Source organism: Actinoplanes sp. CA-131856 (assembly GCF_050956135.1).
GTDB lineage: Bacteria > Actinomycetota > Actinomycetes > Mycobacteriales > Micromonosporaceae > Actinoplanes.
In genome coordinates, this window is record NZ_CP191849.1 from 9,375,795 (window position 1) to 9,396,827 (window position 21,033).

The 21,033-nt window shown below is 69.2% G+C and carries 27 protein-coding genes; 5 read left to right on the top strand and 22 right to left on the bottom strand.

Going from position 1 to position 21,033, the window contains the following annotated elements; all coding sequences use genetic code 11:
• Nucleotides 1–55 precede the first annotated feature (55 nt).
• Nucleotides 56–241, bottom strand: coding sequence for a DNA-binding protein (locus tag ACQP2X_RS42950; RefSeq protein ID WP_097318473.1), 186 nt, complete (start codon nucleotides 239–241; stop codon nucleotides 56–58).
• A 1,424-nt stretch (nucleotides 242–1,665) separates the two neighbouring features.
• On the opposite strand from ACQP2X_RS42950, the gene ACQP2X_RS42955 reads away from it, so the two are divergent.
• Nucleotides 1,666–2,070 (top strand): winged helix-turn-helix domain-containing protein, encoded by a 405-nt coding sequence (locus tag ACQP2X_RS42955; RefSeq protein WP_498691782.1) that lies wholly within the window; start codon nucleotides 1,666–1,668, stop codon nucleotides 2,068–2,070.
• A 72-nt stretch (nucleotides 2,071–2,142) separates the two neighbouring features.
• On the opposite strand, the gene ACQP2X_RS42960 is transcribed toward ACQP2X_RS42955, so the two are convergent.
• On the bottom strand, nucleotides 2,143–2,601 hold the full coding sequence (locus ACQP2X_RS42960) for a pyridoxamine 5'-phosphate oxidase family protein (protein ID WP_498691783.1): 459 nt from the start codon (nucleotides 2,599–2,601) through the stop codon (nucleotides 2,143–2,145).
• A gap of 36 nt (nucleotides 2,602–2,637) precedes the next feature.
• On the bottom strand, nucleotides 2,638–3,126 hold the full coding sequence (locus tag ACQP2X_RS42965) for a DUF6636 domain-containing protein (protein WP_498691784.1): 489 nt from the start codon (nucleotides 3,124–3,126) through the stop codon (nucleotides 2,638–2,640).
• Nucleotides 3,127–3,193: 67 nt separating this feature from the next.
• Between ACQP2X_RS42965 and ACQP2X_RS42970 the strand changes: the two genes are divergently transcribed.
• Entirely contained in the window at nucleotides 3,194–4,273 is a 1,080-nt protein-coding gene (locus ACQP2X_RS42970) for a tyrosine recombinase XerC (RefSeq protein ID WP_498691785.1), read from the top strand.
• A 17-nt stretch (nucleotides 4,274–4,290) separates the two neighbouring features.
• Nucleotides 4,291–5,478: an aminotransferase class V-fold PLP-dependent enzyme gene (locus ACQP2X_RS42975; protein ID WP_498691787.1), complete on the top strand. Its 1,188-nt coding sequence runs from the start codon at nucleotides 4,291–4,293 to the stop codon at nucleotides 5,476–5,478.
• On the opposite strand, the gene ACQP2X_RS42980 is transcribed toward ACQP2X_RS42975, so the two are convergent.
• From ACQP2X_RS42980 to proS, 13 genes are all read right to left on the bottom strand, one after another.
• Nucleotides 5,455–5,880, bottom strand: coding sequence for a murein hydrolase activator EnvC family protein (locus ACQP2X_RS42980; RefSeq protein ID WP_498691789.1), 426 nt, complete (start codon nucleotides 5,878–5,880; stop codon nucleotides 5,455–5,457). The genes ACQP2X_RS42975 and ACQP2X_RS42980 overlap by 24 nt on opposite strands.
• Nucleotides 5,881–5,932: 52 nt before the next feature.
• Nucleotides 5,933–6,256, bottom strand: coding sequence for a DUF2469 domain-containing protein (locus tag ACQP2X_RS42985; protein ID WP_097318465.1), 324 nt, complete (start codon nucleotides 6,254–6,256; stop codon nucleotides 5,933–5,935).
• Nucleotides 6,253–7,068 (bottom strand): ribonuclease HII, encoded by an 816-nt coding sequence (locus ACQP2X_RS42990; protein WP_498691791.1) that lies wholly within the window; start codon nucleotides 7,066–7,068, stop codon nucleotides 6,253–6,255. Before ACQP2X_RS42990 ends, ACQP2X_RS42985 begins: the two co-directional genes overlap by 4 nt.
• On the bottom strand, nucleotides 7,068–7,511 hold the full coding sequence (locus ACQP2X_RS42995; protein ID WP_498691792.1) for an NUDIX hydrolase: 444 nt from the start codon (nucleotides 7,509–7,511) through the stop codon (nucleotides 7,068–7,070). The genes ACQP2X_RS42990 and ACQP2X_RS42995 overlap by 1 nt, the downstream gene beginning before the upstream one ends.
• Nucleotides 7,512–7,555: 44 nt before the next feature.
• Nucleotides 7,556–8,197, bottom strand: coding sequence for a signal peptidase I (gene lepB / locus ACQP2X_RS43000; protein WP_498691794.1), 642 nt, complete (start codon nucleotides 8,195–8,197; stop codon nucleotides 7,556–7,558).
• A complete protein-coding gene (gene lepB, locus ACQP2X_RS43005) occupies nucleotides 8,194–9,081 on the bottom strand; it encodes a signal peptidase I (protein ID WP_498691795.1) in 888 nt (295 codons plus the stop codon). The genes lepB (ACQP2X_RS43000) and lepB (ACQP2X_RS43005) overlap by 4 nt, the downstream gene beginning before the upstream one ends.
• Before the next feature lie 95 nt (nucleotides 9,082–9,176).
• Nucleotides 9,177–9,533 carry a 50S ribosomal protein L19 gene (rplS, locus tag ACQP2X_RS43010; protein ID WP_097318456.1) on the bottom strand — a complete coding sequence of 119 codons (357 nt, stop codon included), beginning with the start codon at nucleotides 9,531–9,533 and terminating at the stop codon, nucleotides 9,177–9,179.
• 123 nt (nucleotides 9,534–9,656) lie between these two features.
• The gene (trmD, locus tag ACQP2X_RS43015; protein WP_498691796.1) at nucleotides 9,657–10,415 is read right to left on the bottom strand and encodes a tRNA (guanosine(37)-N1)-methyltransferase TrmD; all 759 of its coding nucleotides are present in this window, start codon (nucleotides 10,413–10,415) and stop codon (nucleotides 9,657–9,659) included.
• Nucleotides 10,415–10,981 (bottom strand): ribosome maturation factor RimM, encoded by a 567-nt coding sequence (gene rimM / locus ACQP2X_RS43020; protein WP_498691797.1) that lies wholly within the window; start codon nucleotides 10,979–10,981, stop codon nucleotides 10,415–10,417. Before rimM ends, trmD begins: the two co-directional genes overlap by 1 nt.
• A gap of 3 nt (nucleotides 10,982–10,984) precedes the next feature.
• Nucleotides 10,985–11,242 carry an RNA-binding protein gene (locus tag ACQP2X_RS43025; protein ID WP_014447131.1) on the bottom strand — a complete coding sequence of 86 codons (258 nt, stop codon included), beginning with the start codon at nucleotides 11,240–11,242 and terminating at the stop codon, nucleotides 10,985–10,987.
• Nucleotides 11,220–11,735: a 30S ribosomal protein S16 gene (rpsP, locus tag ACQP2X_RS43030; protein WP_498691799.1), complete on the bottom strand. Its 516-nt coding sequence runs from the start codon at nucleotides 11,733–11,735 to the stop codon at nucleotides 11,220–11,222. The genes ACQP2X_RS43025 and rpsP overlap by 23 nt, the downstream gene beginning before the upstream one ends.
• Before the next feature lie 170 nt (nucleotides 11,736–11,905).
• Entirely contained in the window at nucleotides 11,906–12,562 is a 657-nt protein-coding gene (locus ACQP2X_RS43035) for a ribonuclease FAU-1 family protein (RefSeq protein ID WP_498691800.1), read from the bottom strand.
• Nucleotides 12,562–13,968, bottom strand: coding sequence for a proline--tRNA ligase (proS, locus tag ACQP2X_RS43040; protein WP_498691802.1), 1,407 nt, complete (start codon nucleotides 13,966–13,968; stop codon nucleotides 12,562–12,564). Before proS ends, ACQP2X_RS43035 begins: the two co-directional genes overlap by 1 nt.
• A gap of 75 nt (nucleotides 13,969–14,043) precedes the next feature.
• Between proS and ACQP2X_RS43045 the strand changes: the two genes are divergently transcribed.
• Both ACQP2X_RS43045 and ACQP2X_RS43050 read left to right on the top strand, forming a co-directional pair.
• Complete coding sequence (locus ACQP2X_RS43045) at nucleotides 14,044–14,550, top strand: SigE family RNA polymerase sigma factor (RefSeq protein WP_498691804.1); 507 nt, start codon at nucleotides 14,044–14,046, stop codon at nucleotides 14,548–14,550.
• Nucleotides 14,540–15,877, top strand: a complete 1,338-nt coding sequence (locus ACQP2X_RS43050) for an outer membrane protein assembly factor BamB family protein (protein ID WP_498691805.1) — start codon at nucleotides 14,540–14,542, stop codon at nucleotides 15,875–15,877. The genes ACQP2X_RS43045 and ACQP2X_RS43050 overlap by 11 nt, the downstream gene beginning before the upstream one ends.
• Here the strand turns inward: ACQP2X_RS43050 and ACQP2X_RS43055 are convergent.
• The 6 genes from ACQP2X_RS43055 to ACQP2X_RS43080 all read right to left on the bottom strand — a co-directional run bounded on the left by ACQP2X_RS43055 (nucleotide 15,867) and on the right by ACQP2X_RS43080 (nucleotide 20,987).
• Nucleotides 15,867–16,943 carry an amidohydrolase family protein gene (locus tag ACQP2X_RS43055; protein ID WP_498691807.1) on the bottom strand — a complete coding sequence of 359 codons (1,077 nt, stop codon included), beginning with the start codon at nucleotides 16,941–16,943 and terminating at the stop codon, nucleotides 15,867–15,869. The two genes, ACQP2X_RS43050 and ACQP2X_RS43055, sit on opposite strands and share 11 nt — an antisense overlap.
• 220 nt (nucleotides 16,944–17,163) lie before the next feature.
• On the bottom strand, nucleotides 17,164–17,808 hold the full coding sequence (locus tag ACQP2X_RS43060) for a Uma2 family endonuclease (protein ID WP_498691809.1): 645 nt from the start codon (nucleotides 17,806–17,808) through the stop codon (nucleotides 17,164–17,166).
• A gap of 105 nt (nucleotides 17,809–17,913) precedes the next feature.
• The gene (locus tag ACQP2X_RS43065; RefSeq protein ID WP_498691812.1) at nucleotides 17,914–18,483 is read right to left on the bottom strand and encodes a Uma2 family endonuclease; all 570 of its coding nucleotides are present in this window, start codon (nucleotides 18,481–18,483) and stop codon (nucleotides 17,914–17,916) included.
• A complete protein-coding gene (locus ACQP2X_RS43070) occupies nucleotides 18,480–19,076 on the bottom strand; it encodes a Uma2 family endonuclease (protein WP_498691814.1) in 597 nt (198 codons plus the stop codon). The genes ACQP2X_RS43065 and ACQP2X_RS43070 overlap by 4 nt, the downstream gene beginning before the upstream one ends.
• A 55-nt stretch (nucleotides 19,077–19,131) precedes the next feature.
• Nucleotides 19,132–20,691 (bottom strand): signal recognition particle protein, encoded by a 1,560-nt coding sequence (ffh, locus tag ACQP2X_RS43075; protein WP_498691816.1) that lies wholly within the window; start codon nucleotides 20,689–20,691, stop codon nucleotides 19,132–19,134.
• A 65-nt stretch (nucleotides 20,692–20,756) separates the two neighbouring features.
• Nucleotides 20,757–20,987 (bottom strand): hypothetical protein, encoded by a 231-nt coding sequence (locus ACQP2X_RS43080; protein WP_360242035.1) that lies wholly within the window; start codon nucleotides 20,985–20,987, stop codon nucleotides 20,757–20,759.
• Nucleotides 20,988–21,033 lie beyond the last annotated feature (46 nt).

The window sequence follows — 21,033 nt, forward strand, 5'->3', positions numbered from 1 at the left end:
GCGGCCCGGTCGCCCGGAACTACGTGCGGCGCGGACCGGGGTCCGCGCCGGCCGGTCAGTCTTCGGAGTCGTCCAGGTCCCGGCGATGCACCTTCATCCACGCCTCGACGTCGTCGGTCATCCACACCTTGCCCTGAGCAAGATCGGCGACCGGCTTGGGGAAGTCGGCGCGGCTGGTGATCTGGTACGCACGCTGCCGGCTGACCCCACCCAGACGGATGCGGATCTCGTGCGCCCCCATGAGCCGGATCGGTTTCGCTGCCACATGATCGACCGTAGGCGCGAGACTATTAGTCAGTCATAAAGTTGATAGGAGACATCTAGTCATGGGTCATCTAAGCTGTCATCATGACTAGGCGACGTCAGAGCCACCCACCGGTGCCGGTGTCACCCACACATCGACGTGCGTGGCGCACCCTCTGGCGCCGATGCACCTGCGGTTTACCCGCTCCTTGCGTCGACAGCCTGGTCCCCGCCCCACCGTTGCCGTTCCCTGCCCGCGACCCGCTTCACCCGCGAGCTCGGCCCACCCTCAGCTTTCCCCGTCCCCACCCAACCCTGACCCGACACAGCAGAGGAGGTCATCAGGCCGATCCCCGGTATCCCTGCCACATCTGCCGCCCGGCGGGCACAGCCCTCCATCTCGGAGGCCCCCTACCCGCCGGGCGGCACCCCCACTCGATTCCCTCCCTGAACCACACCGAACGGGGGCGGCCGCCGCCACTCCAGCCGGCTTGGCGGCGGCCGATCCCCCTCGACCCACCACCGAGCGCCCGACCCGGCGCCAGATAAATGACCACAGTGCCTAACAAGATCACCCGCCTCCCAAAGGCGGGCGCCGGCCGCTGATCCCCGACCGGCACCCACCAGAGGAAACAGCGGTGGGCGGCAGGCGACCCGCCCACCGCCACAAAGCTCGGACCACCGCCCGCGACCCTCAGCACTCGCGGCCGGTGGTCCGAGCCAGGCCCAGCACCACCGCCCCAGACGACCCAAGCCGACCGCCCCTCCGCCGACGGTCCGCGCCCAGGGCGACACCGTGGGCCGGCGGTCCGCGCCCAAGACGGCACCGCAAGCCGGCAGTCCGCGCCCAGTCGGCACCGCGAGCCGACGGCCCGCGCCCAGACGGCACCGCAAGCCGCCGGTTCGCGCCCAGACGGCACCGCAAGCCGCCGGTTCGCGCCCAGACGGCACCGCGAGCCGGCGGCCCGCGCCCAGACGGCACCGCAAGCCGCCGGTCCGCGCCCAGGGCGACACCGTCAGCCGCTTACCCAAGCCCAACCCCGCACCGTCGGGCGGAGACGGCGCAGCGCGAGCCAAGAACGCCGGCGAAAAGGCCGACAGGCGAAGTAGGGGTGCGGCGACGCCAAGGATTACGGAGCTGGGCGAACAGCCTTGATGGAACTGCCGGGCCTGCCGCAAACGTGGCCCTGTCACCGAGCTCGGGCCGATCTGCTCGCGGAGTTCGAGCCTTTGCCGACCGTGTTGATGGGCTGTGATTGAACGGGCGACGGCCGGGGCCGACGGCGCTTGTGCGCTCGGTGGACTGTCGCCCGCCCTGCCGCGCGATCAAGCTCGGCCTTCTCAAGCGCGGCACGTTCATCGTACTAACGCCTAGTCGTACGTACAATACGACGGAGCGATGTGATCACGTAAACTGTGAACATGATCGATCCTTCAGCGGACCGCGCGGTGTTTCGCCAGTTGGCTGACCTGCTCCGCGATCAGATCGAGTCCGGGGCGCTGGGGCCCGGTGAGCCGCTGCCCAGCGAATTGCGGCTGGCGCAGGAGTACGGGATCAGTCGCACCACGGTCCGCCAGGCGATCGGCCAGCTGCGGACGGAAGGGCTCGTCACCGTCGATCGGCCGCGCGGCACCTTCGTGCGTGTACCGGAGCCGACCGAGCTGATCACCCTGGCCCGCGGCGACCGGGCCGGCGCCCGGATGCCCACCGACGCCGAGCGGCGCAAGTACCGGCTGGGCGAGGGCGTCCCGGTCCTGGTGGTCACCGCCGCCGACGGCACCGAGACGGTCCACCCAGCCGACCGAGTCCAGCTCACCCGCCCCTGACCGGGACCGCGTCCACCCAGCCGACCGGCGGTCGTGCCGTGGCGTTGCACCTCGGCCCACCGCCAGGAACGCTCAGCGGCGCGTTCGGCGCTGGTGGCCTCGGCCGGTGTGCCATGTCTCGATGACCAAGTGGTCGGCGGGGGTGCCTACGTATGTCAGGACCACCTCGTGGATGTCCAATCGGAACGAAGCGCCCCCGGTGGCGGGAGCGTCGGCCGGTGTCGTCTCCACGGCTGTGCCGGCCAGCTTGGCGTCGCCGGGGGCTGTCTCGGGAGCGCCCGGTGGTGGCTCCAACGTGGGTGCGTGCATGGCTATGCGCGGGTCTCGGCGCAGGTCCATCAACTTCACCGCGCCGGGCATGGAGCCGAATGTCAGCTCGCCCGACTGGAACACGGCCTCGGTGGCGCTGATGCGCGGTGAACCGTCGCGGCGCAACGTTGCCATGGTCTTGTTGGTGCCGGCGTCGAACAGAGCCCTCACGCGCCGCGCGAAGACGGGTGCGTCCTTTTCGATTTCTGCCCAGGTGGCCATGGACGGACCCTAGGCCGGGGGTACGACAGAAACGCGTCAGAAGAGGCTGTAATCCGCCCGGGCCAGGCCGAAACCGTGGTTCGACTTCGTGTCCTCGCAGGTCAATGCCTGGGCCGTGCTGTCGCACCGGATCGAGCCGGCGCGCAGGGCCTCGCCGTACTCCAGCGTCTGGGTGGCCGCGCCGGCCAGAGTGTCGCCGGCGCAGGTGAAGCCGGCCTTTCCGGACTCCAGGTACATGCCGTTGCCCCACGCCTGGCGGCAATCCTCGGGCTGCGGCGGCGGGGACCAGTTCTTGTCGAGGATGTCGCAGCGGACCGAGTCTGTCGTCAGCGCGCACACGATGTTCTTCGACGGGGACTGGAACGTCGCCTCGGCCACCTCCTTCACGGGGTTGCCCAGACCCACCACCGCCGGCGGGAGCGACGACGGTGACGAACTTGTGGTCACGGGTGTGCCGCCGAGAAGTGAGCAACCCGAGACGGCGGCCAGCAGGGCCAGGGCCGGAATGCGGCGGAAGCGTGCCATGGTGATCGGCAGTGTAGTCAGCGTGGCCGCTTGACGGGGGCCGGGTCGAGCGATGACGGTCGACACGATGGATACGCGGGACATGCACGAGCGGCTGCCGGAAGCGATGCGGCAGGCCGTCGACGACTTCGGGCATCATCTGGCACGGGTCGACAACCGGTCGGCCCACACCGTGCGGGCCTATCTGGGTGACGTGGTCTCGCTGCTCGACCACGCGGTACGCCACGACGACGTGACCTCGCTCGGCGATCTCGACCTCGGCATGCTGCGGTCGTGGCTCGCGGCCCGGATGCGGGACGGCGCCGCCCGGTCCTCCCAGGCCCGGCGGGCGACCGCGGCCCGGGTCTTCACCGCGTGGGCCACGCGCACCGGGCGGATCGAGTCCGACCCGGGCGCCCACCTCACCAGCCCGCGAGCCCACCGCTCCCTGCCGACCGTGCTGCGCGCCGAACAGGCCGCCGCCCTGGTGGAGATGAGCCGGGCCGAAGGAGAGGCGAGCCCGCCCGAGGAAAAGCCCAGCCCGCCCGAGGGAAAGCTCAGCCCGCCCGAGGGAAAGCTCAGCCCGCCCGAGGGAGAACTCAGCCCGGCCGAAACAGACGTAGGAACGGCCGAAGGAACGGTGAGCCGGGCCGGAAACGGAGACGCCGTCGCCCTGCGGGACCGGGCTGTGCTGGAACTGCTCTACGCGACCGGCGTACGGGTCAGCGAGCTCTGCGGCCTCGACCGCGCCGACCTCGACGAGACCCGCCGCCTCGTGCGGGTCTTCGGCAAGGGCGCCAAGGAACGCGCCGTCCCTTATGGCCAGCCGGCCCAGCGCGCCCTGGACGACTACCTGCGGCACGGCCGCCCCCACCTGACCGCCCCGGCCTCGAGCGACGCTCTCTTCCTCGGGGTCAAGGGCGGGCGACTTCAGCCGACCGTCGTCCGGCGGATCGTCGACGCCGCGGCCCGGGAGGCCGGGCTGCCGCACACCAGCCCGCACGATCTTCGGCACTCGACGGCCACCCACCTGCTCGACGGTGGGGCCGACCTGCGCGCCGTGCAGGAACTGCTCGGGCACTCCTCGCTGTCCAGCACCCAGATCTACACGCACGTGTCGACCGAACGGCTCCGGGCCGCCTTCAAACAGGCGCACCCCCGGGCGTGACCCCGTACGATCAGAGGGTGAGCGCCGGAGAACCGCCCGCAGCCCTCCCCGGCGCCCGTCTTCTCTTCTCGCTCGATCCGGGCGTGTCCTATCTCAACCACGGCTCCTTCGGCGCCGTCCCCATCGGGGTCCAGCGCGCCCAGCAGCGGCTGCGCGACGAGGTCGACGCCAACCCGATGGCCTTCTACGCCGGCGAGGGGCTGATGGACCGGGTCGTCCATACCCGACGGCATCTCGCGTCCTTCCTCGGCGCCGATCCCGACGGCAGCGCCCTGGTCGCCAACACCACCACCGGCGTCTCCCTGGTCCTCAACTCCGTGCGGCTCGAGTCGGCCGACGAGGTGCTGCTCACCGACCACGGCTACGGCTCCGTCGCGTTCGCCGCCCGCCGGCAGTGCCGCCGGGCCGGCGCGACGGCCCGGACCGTCGCCCTGCCGCTGGGGGCGAGCAGCGCCGAGGTCGTCTCGCGTGTCCGGGCCGCGCTGCGGCCGGGCAAGACCAAGCTGCTCGTCGTCGACCAGATCGCGTCGGCCACCGCCGCCTGCCTTCCGGTGCGGGAGATCGTCGCCGCCGCCCACGAGCACGACATCCCGGTGCTGGTCGACGCCGCCCACGTGCCCGGGCATCTGCCGGTCGAGGTGGCCTCGATCGGCGCCGACTTCTGGGTCGGCAACCTGCACAAGTGGGCCTACGCCCCGCGCGGCACGGCCCTGCTCTCCGTCGCCCCGCAGTGGCGGCGGCGGATGGAGCCGTTGGTCGTCTCGTGGGAGCAGGATCAGGGATATCCCCTGGCCGTCGAATATCAGGGCACCATCGACTACACACCCTGGCTGGCCGCGCCGGCCGGCCTGTTCACGCTCCGCACGCTCGGCTGGGAGGCTGTTCGACGCCACAATGCGGCCCTGGCGGCGTACGGCCAAAAGGTCTTGGGTGAGGCTCTGGGCGTGACCGATCTCCCCCACCCGGGCCATCCGGAGGTCGCCATGCGCATCGTGCCGCTGCCCTCGGGGCTGGCCACGACGACGCCCGAGGCGCTGGCGCTGCGCACGCTGATCGCCGAGAAGCTGGCCACCGAGACCCAGGTGAACGCCTGGGGTGGTCGCGGGCTGCTCCGGCTGAGCGCGCAGGTCTACAACCGGGCCGAGGAGTACGACCGGCTGGCCGAGCGGCTGCCGCAGCTGTTACACGGGCTCAAGCGGCAGTAGCCGCACCCGGCCAAGGCCGAGCAGCGCCAGCGGATCGAGGTAGAGCTCGCCGCGCCTCAGGCCCCAGTGCAGGCCCGCGTGGCCGGCCTCGAGGAGGCCGATCACGGCCCCGCCGGCCACCACGTCACCCCGCGCCACCGAGGCGCTCACCGGCTCGTAGGTGGTCCGCAGACCGCCGGCGTGCGCGATGCTGACGACACCGCGGCCGGCCAGCTCACCGGCGAAGACCACGGTGCCCGGCCCGGCCGACGAGACGGGTGTGCCGGGCGAGCCCGACAGGTCGACACCGCGGTGCCCGGCCAGCCACGGCTGGGCGGGCGGATCGAACCGGCGCACCACCGTCGCCGGCGACAAAGGCCAGCCGAAGGACAGGACAGCGAGCAGAACACCGAGGAAAGGCATGGCCGAAACCCTGCCGCTTTCCCAAGGTCCAGAAAAGGGCTGTGGATAACCCCTAGTTGCCGAAGCCCGCGTCGTCCGGCAGCGAGATGTCCGGCTTCTCCAGCTCCTCGACGTTGACGTCCTTGAAGGTCATCACGCGGACGTTTTTCACGAACCGGGCGGGCCTGTACATGTCCCACACCCAGGCGTCGTGCATCTCGACCTCGAAATAGACCTCGCCGTCCGAGTTACGCACGTGCAGATCGACCTGGTTGGCCAGGTAGAAACGGCGCTCGGTCTCCACCACGTAGGAGAACTGGCGGACGATATCGCGGTACTCCCGGTAGAGCTGCAGCTCCATCTCGGTCTCGTACTTCTCGAGATCCTCTGCGCTCATCGCTTTTCGCCCTCCATGGCCTCATCTTCCCCCACACACAGCGACGGCTGAGGCTGGTCGCCCGACGCCACGCCGACGGTACCCCCAACGACGCCGGATGCGTCAAACAGTACCGGCGGGGCCTCGGCCGGGCTGGGGCGACGGGCCCGCGGCGGCCGGTTGCCGCGCCCGGAGGCCGCGGCCACGTTCACGTAAGAAAAACGGTGCTCGGCGCAGGGCCCGTGCTCGCGCAGCGCGGCCGTGTGCTCGTCGGTGATGTAGCCCTTGTGCACGGCGAACCCGTACGCCGGGAACTGGTCGTGCAGTTCGACCATCAGCCTGTCCCGGGTGACCTTGGCCAGCACGCTGGCCGCGGCCACGCACGCCGCCACCCGGTCGCCTTTCCACACGGCCAGGCCGGGCACGCCCAGGCCGTCGACCGGGAAGCCGTCGGTCAGCACATATTCCGGCGGGGTGGCCAGCGACGCCAGCGCGCGGCGCATCGCCGCCAGGTTGCAGACGTGCAGACCGCGGGCGTCGACCTCGGTGGGCGGGATGATCACCACCGACCAGGCCAGGGCCCGGGCCACGACCTCGTCGTAGACGCGCTCGCGGGCGGCCGGCGTCAGCAGCTTGGAGTCGGCCAGCTCGTCGATCTCGCCGCGCTTGCCCTCGGGCAGGATCGCGGCCGCGGCCACCAGCGGGCCCGCGCAGGCGCCCCGGCCGGCCTCGTCGGCCCCGGCCACGTTGCTGAAGCCGCGGCGCTGGAGGGCGCGCTCCAGGGCGTACAGACCGCCCTCGCGGCGCACCACCGTGCGGGGAGGAGACAGCATCACAGGCCCCGCAGCAACTCGGGCAGCTCGACCGGGAAGATCTGCTCGGAGCTGGCCTCGATCTCCTCGGCCGACCACCAGCGGTGCTCGGTGATGGTCTCCTGCTCGTCGGCGTCCATGCCGGCCATGTCGATCTGGATCTCGGTGACCCGCAGCAGGAAGAACTCTTGATCTTGCTGATAGTCGCGACCGCTGTAACTGAACTCGGCGACCTGGCGCCAGTACGAAGAACCAAGATCGTTTGGCGAAACGCGGAGACCGGTCTCCTCGAACAACTCGCGCGCAGCACCCTCGGCCGGCGATTCGCCGTCAAGAAGGCCGCCGCCGGGGGTGAACCACCAGCGATGGCCGGGACGGGCCGGGTCGCCACCGTGCAGCAGCAGGGTGCGCCCGGCCTGATCGACGAGGAGCACCCGACCGGCGCGTCGGTTGATGACGGTCACGCGAACAAGCCTATTGCGCCCGGCGTGGATCTTCCGACCGGGTGTTACTTCGCATCGGGGATGGCGTCGAAGCCGTCCGGCACCGAGAGCCAGGTCGCCCGGCCGACCGGCCAGAAGACCGTGAAGGCGCGGCCGACCACCGAGTCCTCGGTGATCGTGGCCTCGGTGATGTTGTGGTCGCTGTCCTGGTAGTGCTCCAGGGAATCGCCCGAGGCGGCCCGGTGGTCGCCCATCACCCACAGCCGCCCCTCGGGCACGACGATGTCGAAGTTCGTACTCGCCGGCGGGTCCGGGGTGCCGTCGGAGTCCTTGTAGATGTACGGCTCGTCGAGCGGCACGCCGTTCACGATCAGCTTGCCGGTGCCCGTGTACTGCACGTGGTCGCCGGGGGTGCCGATGATGCGCTTGATGAAGTCCTCGCCCTCGGCGCCCGACTGCCACTCCTTGGGCGCCTCGAAGACGATGATCTCGCCACGCTTCGGATCACGGAAGTCGTAGACGAGCTTGTTGACGAGCACCCGGTCGAGCACGTTGAGCGTGTGCTCCATCGAGGGCGACGGAATGTAGAACGTCTGCAGCACGAAGGCGCGGACCAGCACGGCGACCAGGATCGCCACACCCAGGAGGATCGGAAGTTCGCGCCAAAAGGAACTTTTGCGCTTCGGCTCCGTCTGCTCGTCAATCACGATGGGAGCCTACGACGCCGAATCGAGAACGGCAGTCCGGAACGCGCGGATAACGCCCCACTTAAGAGAAAAGGAAGTGCGAAAAGTTCCGTCGAAGGGCTGTGCTCCCGCTCCGGAAGGCCGGCCGCGGTGGGGTGGTTCTCGGCGTACGTCTTCCACACGTCGGGCACCGAGAGGCTGGTGAACCGGCTGCTCGGCCAGACGATGACGAATGCCCGGCCGATCACGTTGTCGATCGGGACGGGCCCCTGACATCGAGCGTCCTGCGACACCTCGCGGTGGTCGCCCATGACGAACATCTCACCCGCCGGGACGGTGACCTCGGTGAAGCGCCGGCTGGTGCACTGGTTCGGGTTGGGTGGCTGGTTGATGTCGGAGTTGAAGCCGTCGGCGATGTACGACTCGTCGATCCCGACGCCGTTCACGGTGATCCGGCCCTTGGCGTCGCAGCACGCCACCTTGTCGCCGGGCAGCCCGATGACCCGCTTGATGAAGTCGCGCTCCCCCGGGCGGCTCACCCCGACGAGGTCGCCGACCGTGCGGCCCAGCTTGGCCACGAACGAGTTGCTGACCTCTTCGGTCACCTCGGGCGCCCAGTTGTCGGTGCCGCGGAAGACCACGATCTCGCCGCGGACCGGGTCGCGCATGTCGTAGACGACCTTGTTGACCAGGACCCTGTCCTTGATCTCCAGGGTGCTCTGCATCGACCCGCTGGGGATGTAGAACGCCTGCACCAGGAAGGTGCGGATCAGGACGGCGAGACAGAAGGCCACGACCAGCAGGAGTGGCAGCTCCTGCCAGAGCGGCATCTCCTTGCGCCGGATCATGGACCGCCGCCGTCGCTCGGACGGCCGGTAGCCCTCCATCGGTTCCACGCTTCGCATCTCCCGCCGCCGACCGAAAACGCCCCGGATACAGCACTACCGCCCGAGTATCTCCCTAGGGAAACTTACGGGCGGTAGCACAGGATCGATCAAGATCAGACGGTCTGCTTCTCCCGAAGCTCCTTGATCTTGGCCTTCTTGCCACGGAGCTCACGCAGGTAGTAGAGCTTGGCGCGGCGGACGTCACCGCGGCTCACGACCTCGATCTTGTCGATCGCCGGGCTGTTGATCGGGTAGCTCCGCTCGACACCGACGCCGAAGCTGATCTTCCGGACCTTGAAGGTCTCCCGGAGGCCGGCGCCCTGCCGGGCGATCACGACGCCCTGGAAGATCTGGACGCGGGAACGGTTACCTTCGACGACTCGCGCGTACACCTTGAGGGTGTCGCCGGCGCGGAAGTTCGGAATGTCGGTGCGCTGCGACTGGGCGTCGAGAGCGTCCAGCGTGTTCATCGCTGCATCCTCGTACTCAAAGGCGCACCGGGAGTTCGGTGCGCGGCGGGTGATCCTGACCCTCCACCACTCCAGAGGGCCCTCGATCCCACCCCACGGCGCGGAGTGAAATCGGCAACCTCACTACTTTGCCACAGAGGGAGGCGTGATCTGAAATCCGCCCTCGTCCAGGGCCGCCCTGTCTTTTTTGTCCAAAAGATCCCGGGGGTACGCCTCCAGCATGCCGGGCCGGCGCGCAGCCGTGCGCAACAGGCTCTGGTCACGACGCCATCGGGCAATTCGCCCATGGTCCCCAGATCGTAAAATTTCCGGAACTTCCCGCTCGCGCCACGAGGCCGGTTTTGTGTACACGGGCGCCTCGAGCAGCCCGGCCGAATGCGATTCCTCGTCCAGCGAAGAGGCGTTACCCAGCACACCCGGCAACAGCCTGGTGATGGCCTCCATGATCACGATCACCGCGACCTCGCCTCCGAAGAGCACGTAATCGCCGAGCGAGACCTCCCGCACCGGCATGCGCGAAGCGGCGTCGTCGATCACGCGTTGATCGATGCCCTCATAACGCCCACAGGCGAAGATCAAATGATCAAGAGAGGCCAGCTCGTACGCATCCGCCTGGGTGAACGGCTTTCCGACCGGCGACGGCACCACGAGCGTGCCCGGCCCGACCGCGTCCAGGGCCTGCCCCCACGGCTCGGGCCGCATGACCATGCCGGGCCCGCCGCCGTACGGGGTGTCGTCCACCGTCCGGTGCACGTCGCTGGTCCATTTACGCAGATCGTGCACGTCCACGGACAGCAGCCCGGTCGACCGCGCCTTGCCGATCAGCGACAGGTCGAGCGGGGCGAAGTACTCCGGGAAGATCGAGATGATGTCGACGCGCATCAGAGATCGAGCAGACCTTCGGGCAGGTCGACGACGACGCGACCGCCGGCGAGATCGACCGTGGGCACGATCGCGCTCACGAACGGGATCAGCGCCGTACCGCCGCCGGCCTTCTTCAGCACGATGAGGTCGGACGAGGGTGCGTGCTCGATGCGCCCGACCGTGCCGTGAAGCTCGCCGGAGAGCGACTCGACCCGCAGCCCGACCAGCTGGTGGTCGTGGAACTCGTCCGGATCGTCCGGCGGCGCCAGGGAGTCGCTGTCGACCTGGAGCCACACCCCGCGCAGCGCCTCGGCGATGTTGCGGTCGTAGACGTTCTCGAACAGGGCGATGCCGCGGCCCTGATGCCAGCGGATCTGCTCCAGCACGAGCTGCTCGGGCACCCGATAGGGAACACCGGCGGGAACGGCCACCGGGCCGGTGCTGACACGACGGTCCTTGGGGACCTCCGTGACGAACACCGACCCGGGGACGAAACGTTCTTCCGGTTCATCGGTCCGCACGACGACCGAGACCTCGCCCCGGATGCCGTGCGGCTTACCGATTTGGCCGACTACTAGAAGCATCGGTCAGTACGCGTCGACGATGTCGACGCGGATGCCGCGCCCACCGATCGACCCGATGACCTGCCGCAGGGCCTTGGCCGTACGCCCGCCGCGCCCGATGACCGTTCCCAGGTCTTCCGGGTGCACGCGGACCTCGAGCCGCTTGCCGCGGCGCGAGTCGACCAGTCGGACCCGGACGTCGTCCGGGTTGTCGACGATGCCCTTGACGAGGTGCTCCAGCGCCGGCCGGAGCGCCCCGTCAGCTCGCGTCGGCGCCGGCACCGGCCGGGTCCTCTGCGGTCTCGGCGACGGCCTCACGGTTGGGCTCGTCGGGCTTGGCGGCCTTGGTCTGCGCCGGCTTGGCCTCGGCGGCCTCCGGAGCGGCGGCGACCTTGTCGGCCTTCTTGGGGGTCTTGGCGGGCGCGTCGGCAACGCCGGCGGCGGCCTTGGCCTCGGCCTCGTACGCCTCGGCGCGGCTCTGCTTCGCCTCAGCCACCAGCAGCGGCGGCGGGGCCGGCAGACCCTTGAACTGCTGCCAGTCGCCGGTCTTCTCCAGGATGCGCTGCACGGCCTCGCTCGGCTGCGCGCCGACCGAGAGCCAGTACTGCACCCGCTCGGACTTGACCTGGATCACCGAGGGGTGTTCCTTCGGCTGGTAGATGCCCACGTACTCGATGGCACGGCCGTCGCGCTTGGTGCGCGAGTCGGCGACGACGATGCGGTACTGCGGGTTGCGGATCTTGCCCATCCGCAGAAGCCGGATCTTTACGGCCACGGTTGTCTTCGCTCCTGAATGCGTGAGTTTTTGAGCCGACGGCCACCCACGTGGGGTTGCGGGGACCGATGTCTCGCTGGACTGGCTTCACCGGAGGGTTAGAGGGCGCTCCGGCGTACCGACCAAGGAACCATTCTGCCAGATGACCGGCCTTGACTCCCAACCGGGCGTCAAACGCGCGCCACGACCGGCCGATCCCAGCCCTCGGGCAGCGCGACCGGCGCCTCCCAGGACGGATCCGGCTGGAACTCGGTCCAGGTGCCGTCGAACGGGAACTCGGCCGCCTCGATCTGCTTGATCACGCGGTGGCCCTCGGCCCAGACGGCGCCGGGGTCGGGCACCCAGTAGAGCTCGGGGCTCTCCAGGCGCTCGGTGAACTCGTCCTCGTCCTTCCACTCCCACTCGAGGTCGGACGAGACCACGATGTCGAGATCCTGGTCGGTGACGTCGACGCCGGCCACGTCACCGTCGTCCCAGCGGACGGCACCCTCTTCGAGGTTGACGTAGTAAGCGGCGAAATTGTCGGACTCGTCCCGGAAGAACCAGACAGAATGCGCGGCGCCCCGGGGGAAGAACCGCAGCACACCCGGCCCGCGCCACTGGGCGAGCCGGGTTTCGCGCGGCGCCGCGATCCACTCGGTGAACGAGGCGAAATCGCGCGGCAGCCGGCCGTCCAGAGCCGTCTCCACGGCGATCACCGACGCCTCGGCCACCCAGACGAGCAGCCCGCGGTCGTCGTCGGAGACCACCCGCGCCGGATGGACGAAGCCGATCCGGCCGCGGTGCGTGTCGCGGTGCAGGATCAGCCGTCCCGGAGCGAACGCCATCAGTAGGAGCGGGCCAGGATCGCGACCAGGCCGTCCTCGTCACCCGAGTCGGGCATCGAGCCGTCCCCGCGGACCAGGCAGCGCACGGTCACGGCCTTGCCGTTGGCCTCGGCCTCGCCGTCCTCGCCGACCGCCGACCACGGCACCCGGGCCCAGCCGGTCTGCGCCGCCTCGATGGCGTCGCCGAGCGTCTTGACCTCGACCGTGTTGGCCGCGCGGAACGCCAGCGCCTCGTCGTAGAGCCGCTGCTGGTCGGCCTTGAGCGCGCTGGTGACGGCACCCACGACGTCGCCGATGGCGGTCGGCGTCTTGGAACCGTCGACCCGCCGGGCGACCGTGACGTTGCCGGTGGCCAGGTCGCGCGGGCCGACCTCGATGCGGATCGGGATGCCCTGGAGCTCGGCGTCGACCGCCCGGCGGCCGAACGGCACGTCGGAGCGGTCGTCGAGCTTCACCCGTACACCGGCGGTCTTGAGGTCTTTGACGAGCTGAGTCGCGGCCTCGGCCACGCCCTCACCGGCCTTGACCACCATGACCTGGACCTGGACCGGCGCCATGAGCGGCGGAAGCCGCAGGCCGTTGTCGTCGCCGTGCACCATGATCAGACCGCCGAGCATGCGGGTGGACGTGCCCCACGAGGTGGTCCAGGCGTGCTCGACGCCGCCCGCGGCCGACGAGTAGGAGATGTCGAACGCCTTGGCGAAGTTCTGCCCGAGCTCGTGCGACGTGCCCATCTGCAGCGCCTTGGTGTCACCCATCATGGCCTCGACGGTCATGGTGTTGGTGGCGCCGGCGAAGCGCTCCTTGCGGGTCTTGCGACCGGGCACGACCGGGATGGCGAGGAAGTCCGTCATGAACGCCTCGTAGACGTTGCGGTGCACGTCACGGGCGTGCTCGCGGGCGTCGGCCTCGCTGGCGTGCGCGGTGTGGCCCTCCTGCCAGAGGAACTCGGTCGTGCGCAGGAAGGTCCGCGGGCGCAGCTCCCAGCGGACCACGTTGGCCCACTGGTTGAGCAGCAGGGGCAGGTCACGGTACGAGTCGACCCACTTGGCCATGAACTCGCCGATCACGGTCTCGCTCGTCGGGCGGACCACCAGCGGCTCGGCCAGCTCCTTGCCACCGGCGTGGGTGACCACGGCGAGCTCCGGGGAGAAGCCCTCCACGTGGTCGGCCTCGCGGCGCAGGTAGCTCTCCGGGATGAAGAGCGGGAAGTACGCGTTCTGGACGCCGGCCTCCTTGATGCGGGCGTCCATGTCCGCCTGCATCCGCTCCCAGATCGCATAGCCGACCGGGCGGATGACCATGGTGCCGCGCACCGGGCCGTTGTCCGCCAGCTTCGCCTTGGCGATCAGATCCTGGTACCAGCGAGGAAAGTCCTCCGCACGCGGAGTGAGCACTCGAGCCACGAGGCGACATTCTAGTCAGGGACCACGCAACCACTCCGACAGGCATCCCGTGTCCTAGGTGAAGGGGCGGTGGGGATGACGGCCACGGACGATTTCGACGACTTCTACCGGGACACCTCGCGGAGGCTGGCCCGGTACGCGTACGGCCTGACCGGCGAGGCCGCGGAGGCCCAGGACCTGGTGCAGGAGGCGTACGCCCGCGCCTGGCAACGATGGCGGCGGTTAGCCGGCTATGAAGACCCCGAGGCCTGGTTACGCCTGGTGGTCAGCCGTCTGGCCGCGGATCGGTGGAGACATTTGGGGGTACGCCGGAACAGGCTCACCAACGCACCGGCGCCACCACCCGCGCCGCCGCCCTCCGAGGACACCGTCCTGCTCGTGAGGGCCATGCAGACGCTCCCGGCCGTCCATCGCCGCGCGCTCGCCCTGCACTACCTGCTCGACCGCTCGGTGGCCGACATCGCCGCCGAGACCGGCGCCTCCACCGGCACGGTCAAGTCCTGGCTGTCCCGCGGCCGGGCCGGCCTGGCCGCCGCGATCGGCCCGATCTCGCAGAAGGAGGAGAGCCACGATGCCCGCTGACCTCGACGACCTGCTCGCTCAGCTCGGCCGCGACGCCGACGCCATCCCGCTGGCCGGCGCGCCGCACGCCCGGCAGCGCGGCCGCCAGCGCACCCACCGGCAGGCGGCGTTCTCGGCGGCTCTGGCCGTCTGCCTGGTCGCGGTGGGCGTAGGCGTGGCGATCTCCCGCCCGCATCGCGACGCCGACCGGACGATCTCGCCGACGCCGTCGAGCCGGGCCCTGACCGAGGTCGGCTCGCCGGTGAACACGGGTGGCCCGGCCACGTCGGTCGTGCAGGCGATCAAGGACGGGAAGCTCTTCTCGGCCTGGGTGACGCCCGGTGGCGAGCTCTACCTGAACGCGGCCGACCTGCACACGGGCGCGGTGCTCTGGACGGTCGCCGACCAGGACATCGGCGTGGTGACCGACGTGCGCGCCCTCCAGGGTGCCGTGATGGTCCGGGTGGACCGGGCCGTCGTCTTCTTCGATCCGGCGAACGGCGACACGATCCAGCGGTTCCGTGTCGACGACGGTGACGAGCTCATCCCGCACGAGAAGGTCCTGGTCCGCCGTTGGGCCTCGAACGGGGAGGTCACGGCGAGCGACATCCGGACGGGGCAGCCCGCCTGGTCGGACGCCGCGAATCCCACGGAGCGCCTCCTCGCCTACGGCGACCGGCTGGTCCAGGTGACAAAGGCCGGCAAGTTCCTGGTCCGCGACGCCGCCGCCGGCACGCTGCGCCGCACCATCACACCGGCCCGGCCGCCGGGCACCCAGTTCGTGCTCGCCGGCGACCGGCTCCTGCACGACAACGTCCCATGCTGCGACACCGCGGCCTACCGCGTCGTGGCCACCGACCTGACCACGGGGCAGTCGTCGGTGGTCACGAGCGGCGGGCCGGAGAAGCTCGTCGGCATGGACGCCTGCGGGACGAACCGCCTCTGTGTCCTCGAGGACGGCCCCGGCGACCGGGGGACGGTGTCCGCGTTCGACGTGCCCAGCCACAAGCGGCTCTGGGAGGTGGCGGCACCGGACTCCGCCACCGCGATCTCGGCGAACGGCACGAACGTGCTCGTGGGAGGCCCGGGCACGACGACGGCGCTGCTGTCGGAGACCGGGTCGCCGGTGTTCCGCACGCCCGACGCGGGCGTGTGGTGGCTCGACGCGGAAACGCTGGTCATGATGCCGGCGCTGGCGGCGGGCGCGGTCACGACCTTCCGCCTCGGCGACCGGCAGCCGACCCGCCTCGGCGACATCCCGCGCCGGATCGGCCCGTGCGTCACCAGCGCCGACCGCCTGGCCTGCCCGACCGAGGACAGCCTGCGGCTCTGGAGCCTTACCGGATGACCTGACCCCGCAGCACGATGCGGCTGGGCGCCCGCACCACACGCAGATCGCGCCGAGGGTCGGCCTCGTAGACCACCAGGTCGGCGAGGCCACCCTCGACGAGCCCGGGGAAGCCGAGCCACTCCCGGGCCCGCCAGGAGGCATTGGCCAGGATCTCGGCGGCCGGCAGCCCGGCCTCCTCGAGGGCCAGCATCTCCTCGGCGGCCAGCCCGTGCTGAATGCCCCCACCGGCGTCGGTGCCGACGTAGATGGGCACCCCCGCCTCGTAGGCCGCCCGCACCACCGAGGGGAACCGGTCCTGCAGCCGGATCATGTGATCGGCGTACCCGTCGAACTTCCCGCGCGCCTGCTCGGCGATCTTCCCGAACGTCCTGATGTTGATCATCGTCGGCACGAAGGCGGTCCCCCGCCGCGCCATCTCGTCGATCAGATCGAGCGACAGCCCCGTCCCGTGCTCGACGGAGTCGACGCCAGCTCGCACCATCATGGCCACGCCCTCCTCGGAGAACGTGTGGACCGCGGCGCGCGCCCCGGCCGCGTGCGCGGCCTCGACCGCCGCCGTCATGGTCGCCTCGTCCCAGGAGGGCGCCAGGTCACCGGCCTCCCGGTGGATCCAGTCCCCGACCAGCTTCACCCAGCCGTTCCCGGCCTTGGCCTGCTCCGTCACGGCCTCGGCGACCCCATCGGCCTCGACCTCGACGGCGAGCCCACGCAGATAGCGCTTGGGCGGCGCGACATGCCGCCCGGCCCGCGAGAGCCGAGGAATCCCCGCCTCGTCATCCAGCTCGGGATAGGGAAACGGCGATCCCGCATCACGCAACGCGAGCACCCCGGCGTCCCGGTCCCGCCACGCCAGCTCCCTGGCTTGGTCAAGGCTCTCGATCGGCTTGGCCCCCGGAGCGATCCCAAGATGACAATGCGCATCCACCAGCCCCGGCACCACGAACCCACCGTCGCTGATGGTCTCCGCACCCGTGACCGGCTCGAACGTGACCCGATCCCCCACCAGCCAGAGATCCTTCACGTCCCCATCAGGCAGGACGGCCCCACGCACATGAAACGCCATAGGACAGTCCTACCCGATGCCCACACACCCGTCAGGGCCGGGCAACCTCACAAGCGGGACATCGGCCGCCCGCACCGGCGACCGGCCGGCACCCTCCGCCCGAACAAGCAGGGCATCAGGTTTCAGCTCGGTGCTCGAGTTGATGAGGACGGCCTGCTCCTGATTGACCACGAAGTCCCCGAACTCGGGACAACCGGCTTCGATCGCGTTCACCGTCCGGTTAGCGATGATCTGATGAATGGGAAGGGCGCGGGGAGCGTGGACGACTGTTGCTTCTGATCCGGTCCCGACGTCGCGTCCAGGCCGGAAGATCCAGCGTTATCTCCCACGGCCGATCGACGGTCACGAGCGCATGCGTCTCGATCAGCCGGTCGTAAGAACCCGGAGCACTCAGCACGAACTGCGTGAACGTGACGCGATCGGCCAAGGGATCAACGATCCAGTAGGACGGAATCCCGGCGGCCGCATACTCCTTGAGCTTGAGTTCTCGATCGGTGGACTTCGAGGACGCCGAGATGACCTCGACGACGAGCAGAACGTCCTCCGGAACGACCGGCGAGCAATCACCGGCCTCCTCCCGCAGGAGAACGACGTCCGGGCGGAGTTCCGTCCTTCGGCCGATGAGAATTGCCTGCTCTATATTGATCATGAATTCGTCGGGGCAGTTCGCCTCGATGGCGTCGCCTATCCGCTTACTCAGAAGTTGATGCGTGGTCTTGGCATGCGGGGACAAGACAAGCCTTCCTTCGATCAACTCATATCGAAGATCCTCAGGAAGGTCGGCAATGTCGTCGACGGTCAGATCGTCGCGACCGATCAGGCGATCAGCGAGGCCTTGTTCAGCCAGATGTGGCGCAGCGGTCATCGGCTCCTCCTCGAAGGGATCGCCACTCATCATACTAGCTCCACGCCTAGTTGCTCCACGCCTAATTCGGCTCGCTCATCTCACCCCATAGTAATTGACGCGCGACTAGTAGTTCGGCTCAGCGATCGCTCGGAGTTCCTCACGCTCACGGGTCATGGCCGGCAGGTCAATGACGGTCGGCCACGGCTGCTCGATCGTCACCTGCTCGGTGGAGTGCAGACGCCGGCGGTAGCGGCCGTCTCGCCCCAGCACGAACTGCGTGATCGAGATCTGCTCGGCCAGCAGGTCGACGAGCCAGTAGGCCGGGATGCCGGCACGGGCGTAGAGCCTCTTTTTCGGCCCTCGATCGATGGCGTCGGACCAGGACCAGGTGAGCTCGACAGCGACCAGAACGTCGCGGGCCGGGACCGGCGCGCGCAGGGCTGCGGCGGCTCGCATGACCACGACGTCGACGAACGGCATGTTGTAGCGGTCGATCTCGACCGCCATGCCGTAGACGGGCAGGCGATCACGCGGAGCACCCCGGCGGAGGGCCTCGATGACCGCGACGCACTGGCACTGATGAAACGGCACGGGCGACGGCCGCCGGAAGACCTTGCCGTCCAGCAGCTCGAAGCGCAACTCCTCGGGGAAATCCGCGACGTCGTCGACCGTCAGCCGAGACTCGGCCGTCACGTGTCGTCCCGGACTCCGCGGTATTCGTCGCGGAGGGCGGTGAGGGCAGGAACGTCGATGGTGATCGAGTAGGGGACGTCGGTGGTGAAGACCTTGTTCGTGCTGACGACCGCGTCGTACTGAGCGCCCTCGCCGAGACGGTTCTCGGTCAGCATGACGCCGCCCTCGAAGGTCGGGTCGACGATCAAGTAGGTGCTCACACCGCGAGCGGCGTACAGCTTCAATTTCTGCTGTAGGTCGCGGAAACGCGAGGTCGGTGAGATCACCTCGGCGACGAGCAAGGCGCCGTCGACCGGGACGGGGGTGCGCATGCCGTAAGCCTTGCTTGCCACCACCACGTCCGGTCGAGGCTCGTTCCGCCAATCGACCTGAAGAGAAAGGTCCATGATCGGCTTGTAGTCGGAGGGACATCCAGAACGAAGCATGAGGCTCAGCTCCATGCACAGGTCCTGGTGAAAGTACGTCGGAGACGGCAAGATCAACCTTCCGTCGATCAACTCATAGCGAAGATCCTGTGGAAGGCTTGCCAGGTCGTCGACGGTCCAGTCCTGCTTTTCATCCAGCAGGCTCGGCATATGAAGGGCCGCAGTCATCGGGACCTCCTCAGGGGGTGTCACGAGGCTACTGTACCCATGTCTAGATCACCAGCTAATTCTTGTCGTCGTCCCGCTGCTGCTTCATCAGCTTGTTGAAGTCGAGATTGGGCAGCTTGAAGCCGCCACCAGGGCCGCCGGCGCCGCCCAGGGCGTTCGGGTCGAGGCCCGGCGGGAGCTGGGGCATGCCGCCCGGGAAGCCCGCGGGCAGGCCGCCACCGGCGCCGGTGCGGGGGCGGTTGCCGCCCTTGGTGCCCTTACGCTTGTTCTTGGGGCTCTTCGTGGCCTTGCGGCGGCCACCGGGCAGGCCCATCATGCCGCTCATCTGCTTCATCATCTTCTGGGCGTCGGTGAAGCGGTTGAGCAGCTGGTTGACGTCCATGACCGTGACGCCCGAGCCGTTCGCGATGCGGGCGCGGCGGGAGCCGTTGAGGATCTTCGGGTTCTGGCGCTCGCCGGGGGTCATCGAGCGGATGATCGCCGTGACCTTGTCGAAGTGGCTGTCGTCGAGCTCGTCGAGCTGGGCCTTCATCTGGCCCATGCCGGGCATCATGCCCAGGATGTTGGCAATCGGGCCCATCCGGCGCACCGCGATGAGCTGGTCGAGGAAGTCCTCGAGGGTGAAGGTCTCGCCGGCAAGGAGCTTGCCGGTCATCTTCTCCTTCTGGTCCTCGTCGAAGGCCTGCTCGGCCTGCTCGATGAGGGTGAGCACGTCGCCCATGCCGAGGATGCGGCTGGCCATCCGGTCGGGGTGGAAGAGGTCGAAGTCCTCGAGCTTCTCACCGGTCGACGCGAACAGGATCGGCTCGCCCGTGACGTGCCGGACCGACAGCGCCGCGCCACCTCGGGCGTCGCCGTCGAGCTTGGAGAGGACCACGCCGGTGATGCCGACGCCGTCGCGGAACGCCTCGGCGGTCTGCACCGCGTCCTGGCCGACCATGGCGTCGATGACGAAGATGACCTCGTCGGGGTCGACCGCGGCCCGGATGTCGGCCGCCTGCTTCATCATCTCGGCGTCGATGCCGAGACGGCCGGCGGTGTCGACGATGACGATGTCCTTGGCCGACCGCTTGGCGTACTCGATCGAGTCCTTGGCGACCTGGACCGGGTCGCCGACGCCGTTGCCGGGCTCCGGGGCGTAGATGTCGACGCCGGCCCGGCCGGCGAGCACCTGGAGCTGGTTGACCGCGTTGGGGCGCTGGAGGTCGGCCGCGACCAGCAACGGCTGGTGTCCCTGGTTCTTCAGCCAGCGGGACAGCTTGCCGGCCAGCGTCGTCTTACCGGAACCCTGAAGGCCGGCCAGCATGATCACCGTGGGCGGCTGCTTGGCGAACTGGAGTCGCCGCCCCTCGCCGCCGAGGATGTTGATGAGCTCCTCGTGGACGATCTTGATGATCTGCTGGGCCGGGTTGAGGGCCTGCGAGACCTCGGCCCCGCGCGCCCTCTCCTTCACGTTGAAGATGAAGGCCTTGACCACGGGCAGCGCGACGTCCGCCTCCAGCAGCGCGAGGCGGATCTCGCGCGCGGTGGCGTCGATGTCGGCATCGGTGAGCTTGCCCTTGCCACGGAGCTTGGTGAAGATCCCGGAAAGGCGGTCACTCAAAGTGTCAAACACGGTTCAGCTTCCCGTAGGTCAGAGGTGGGTGTGCCGACCGCAAGCCTAGCCGCCCGCGCGCGACCTCACTTGTTGCGCATGCGGTACGTCTTCGCCGCGGCCTCGATCCGCCGCTGCGTACGCCCGTCCTGAGAGATCGACTTCTTGGCCTTGGCGTACAGGAGCGCGCCGCCGCCGATCACCAGAGCGCCCACGATCAGGTAGAACAGCACCGGACCGATCAGGTTGGCCGCCACCCAGCCCACCACGACGACGCCGGCGATCAGTGCCACGAGAAATGCGATGGCCTTGCCCATCTTCAGCCTCCCCAGGTTGTGAATCCACCATGACGCAGACAGGCAA

Coding starts and splice junctions, on each gene's coding strand:
- ACQP2X_RS42950 (WP_097318473.1), bottom strand. CDS start 241: ATGGGGGCGCACGAGATCCGCATCCGTCTGGGTGGGGTCAGCCGGCAG.
- ACQP2X_RS42955 (WP_498691782.1), top strand. CDS start 1,666: ATGATCGATCCTTCAGCGGACCGCGCGGTGTTTCGCCAGTTGGCTGAC.
- ACQP2X_RS42960 (WP_498691783.1), bottom strand. CDS start 2,601: ATGGCCACCTGGGCAGAAATCGAAAAGGACGCACCCGTCTTCGCGCGG.
- ACQP2X_RS42965 (WP_498691784.1), bottom strand. CDS start 3,126: ATGGCACGCTTCCGCCGCATTCCGGCCCTGGCCCTGCTGGCCGCCGTC.
- ACQP2X_RS42970 (WP_498691785.1), top strand. CDS start 3,194: ATGGATACGCGGGACATGCACGAGCGGCTGCCGGAAGCGATGCGGCAG.
- ACQP2X_RS42980 (WP_498691789.1), bottom strand. CDS start 5,880: ATGCCTTTCCTCGGTGTTCTGCTCGCTGTCCTGTCCTTCGGCTGGCCT.
- ACQP2X_RS42985 (WP_097318465.1), bottom strand. CDS start 6,256: ATGAGCGCAGAGGATCTCGAGAAGTACGAGACCGAGATGGAGCTGCAG.
- ACQP2X_RS42990 (WP_498691791.1), bottom strand. CDS start 7,068: ATGCTGTCTCCTCCCCGCACGGTGGTGCGCCGCGAGGGCGGTCTGTAC.
- lepB (WP_498691795.1), bottom strand. CDS start 9,081: ATGCGAAGCGTGGAACCGATGGAGGGCTACCGGCCGTCCGAGCGACGG.
- rplS (WP_097318456.1), bottom strand. CDS start 9,533: ATGAACACGCTGGACGCTCTCGACGCCCAGTCGCAGCGCACCGACATT.
- trmD (WP_498691796.1), bottom strand. CDS start 10,415: ATGCGCGTCGACATCATCTCGATCTTCCCGGAGTACTTCGCCCCGCTC.
- rimM (WP_498691797.1), bottom strand. CDS start 10,981: ATGCTTCTAGTAGTCGGCCAAATCGGTAAGCCGCACGGCATCCGGGGC.
- ACQP2X_RS43035 (WP_498691800.1), bottom strand. CDS start 12,562: ATGGCGTTCGCTCCGGGACGGCTGATCCTGCACCGCGACACGCACCGC.
- ACQP2X_RS43045 (WP_498691804.1), top strand. CDS start 14,044: ATGACGGCCACGGACGATTTCGACGACTTCTACCGGGACACCTCGCGG.
- ACQP2X_RS43050 (WP_498691805.1), top strand. CDS start 14,540: ATGCCCGCTGACCTCGACGACCTGCTCGCTCAGCTCGGCCGCGACGCC.
- ACQP2X_RS43055 (WP_498691807.1), bottom strand. CDS start 16,943: ATGGCGTTTCATGTGCGTGGGGCCGTCCTGCCTGATGGGGACGTGAAG.
- ACQP2X_RS43060 (WP_498691809.1), bottom strand. CDS start 17,808: ATGACCGCTGCGCCACATCTGGCTGAACAAGGCCTCGCTGATCGCCTG.
- ACQP2X_RS43070 (WP_498691814.1), bottom strand. CDS start 19,076: ATGACTGCGGCCCTTCATATGCCGAGCCTGCTGGATGAAAAGCAGGAC.
- ACQP2X_RS43080 (WP_360242035.1), bottom strand. CDS start 20,987: ATGGGCAAGGCCATCGCATTTCTCGTGGCACTGATCGCCGGCGTCGTC.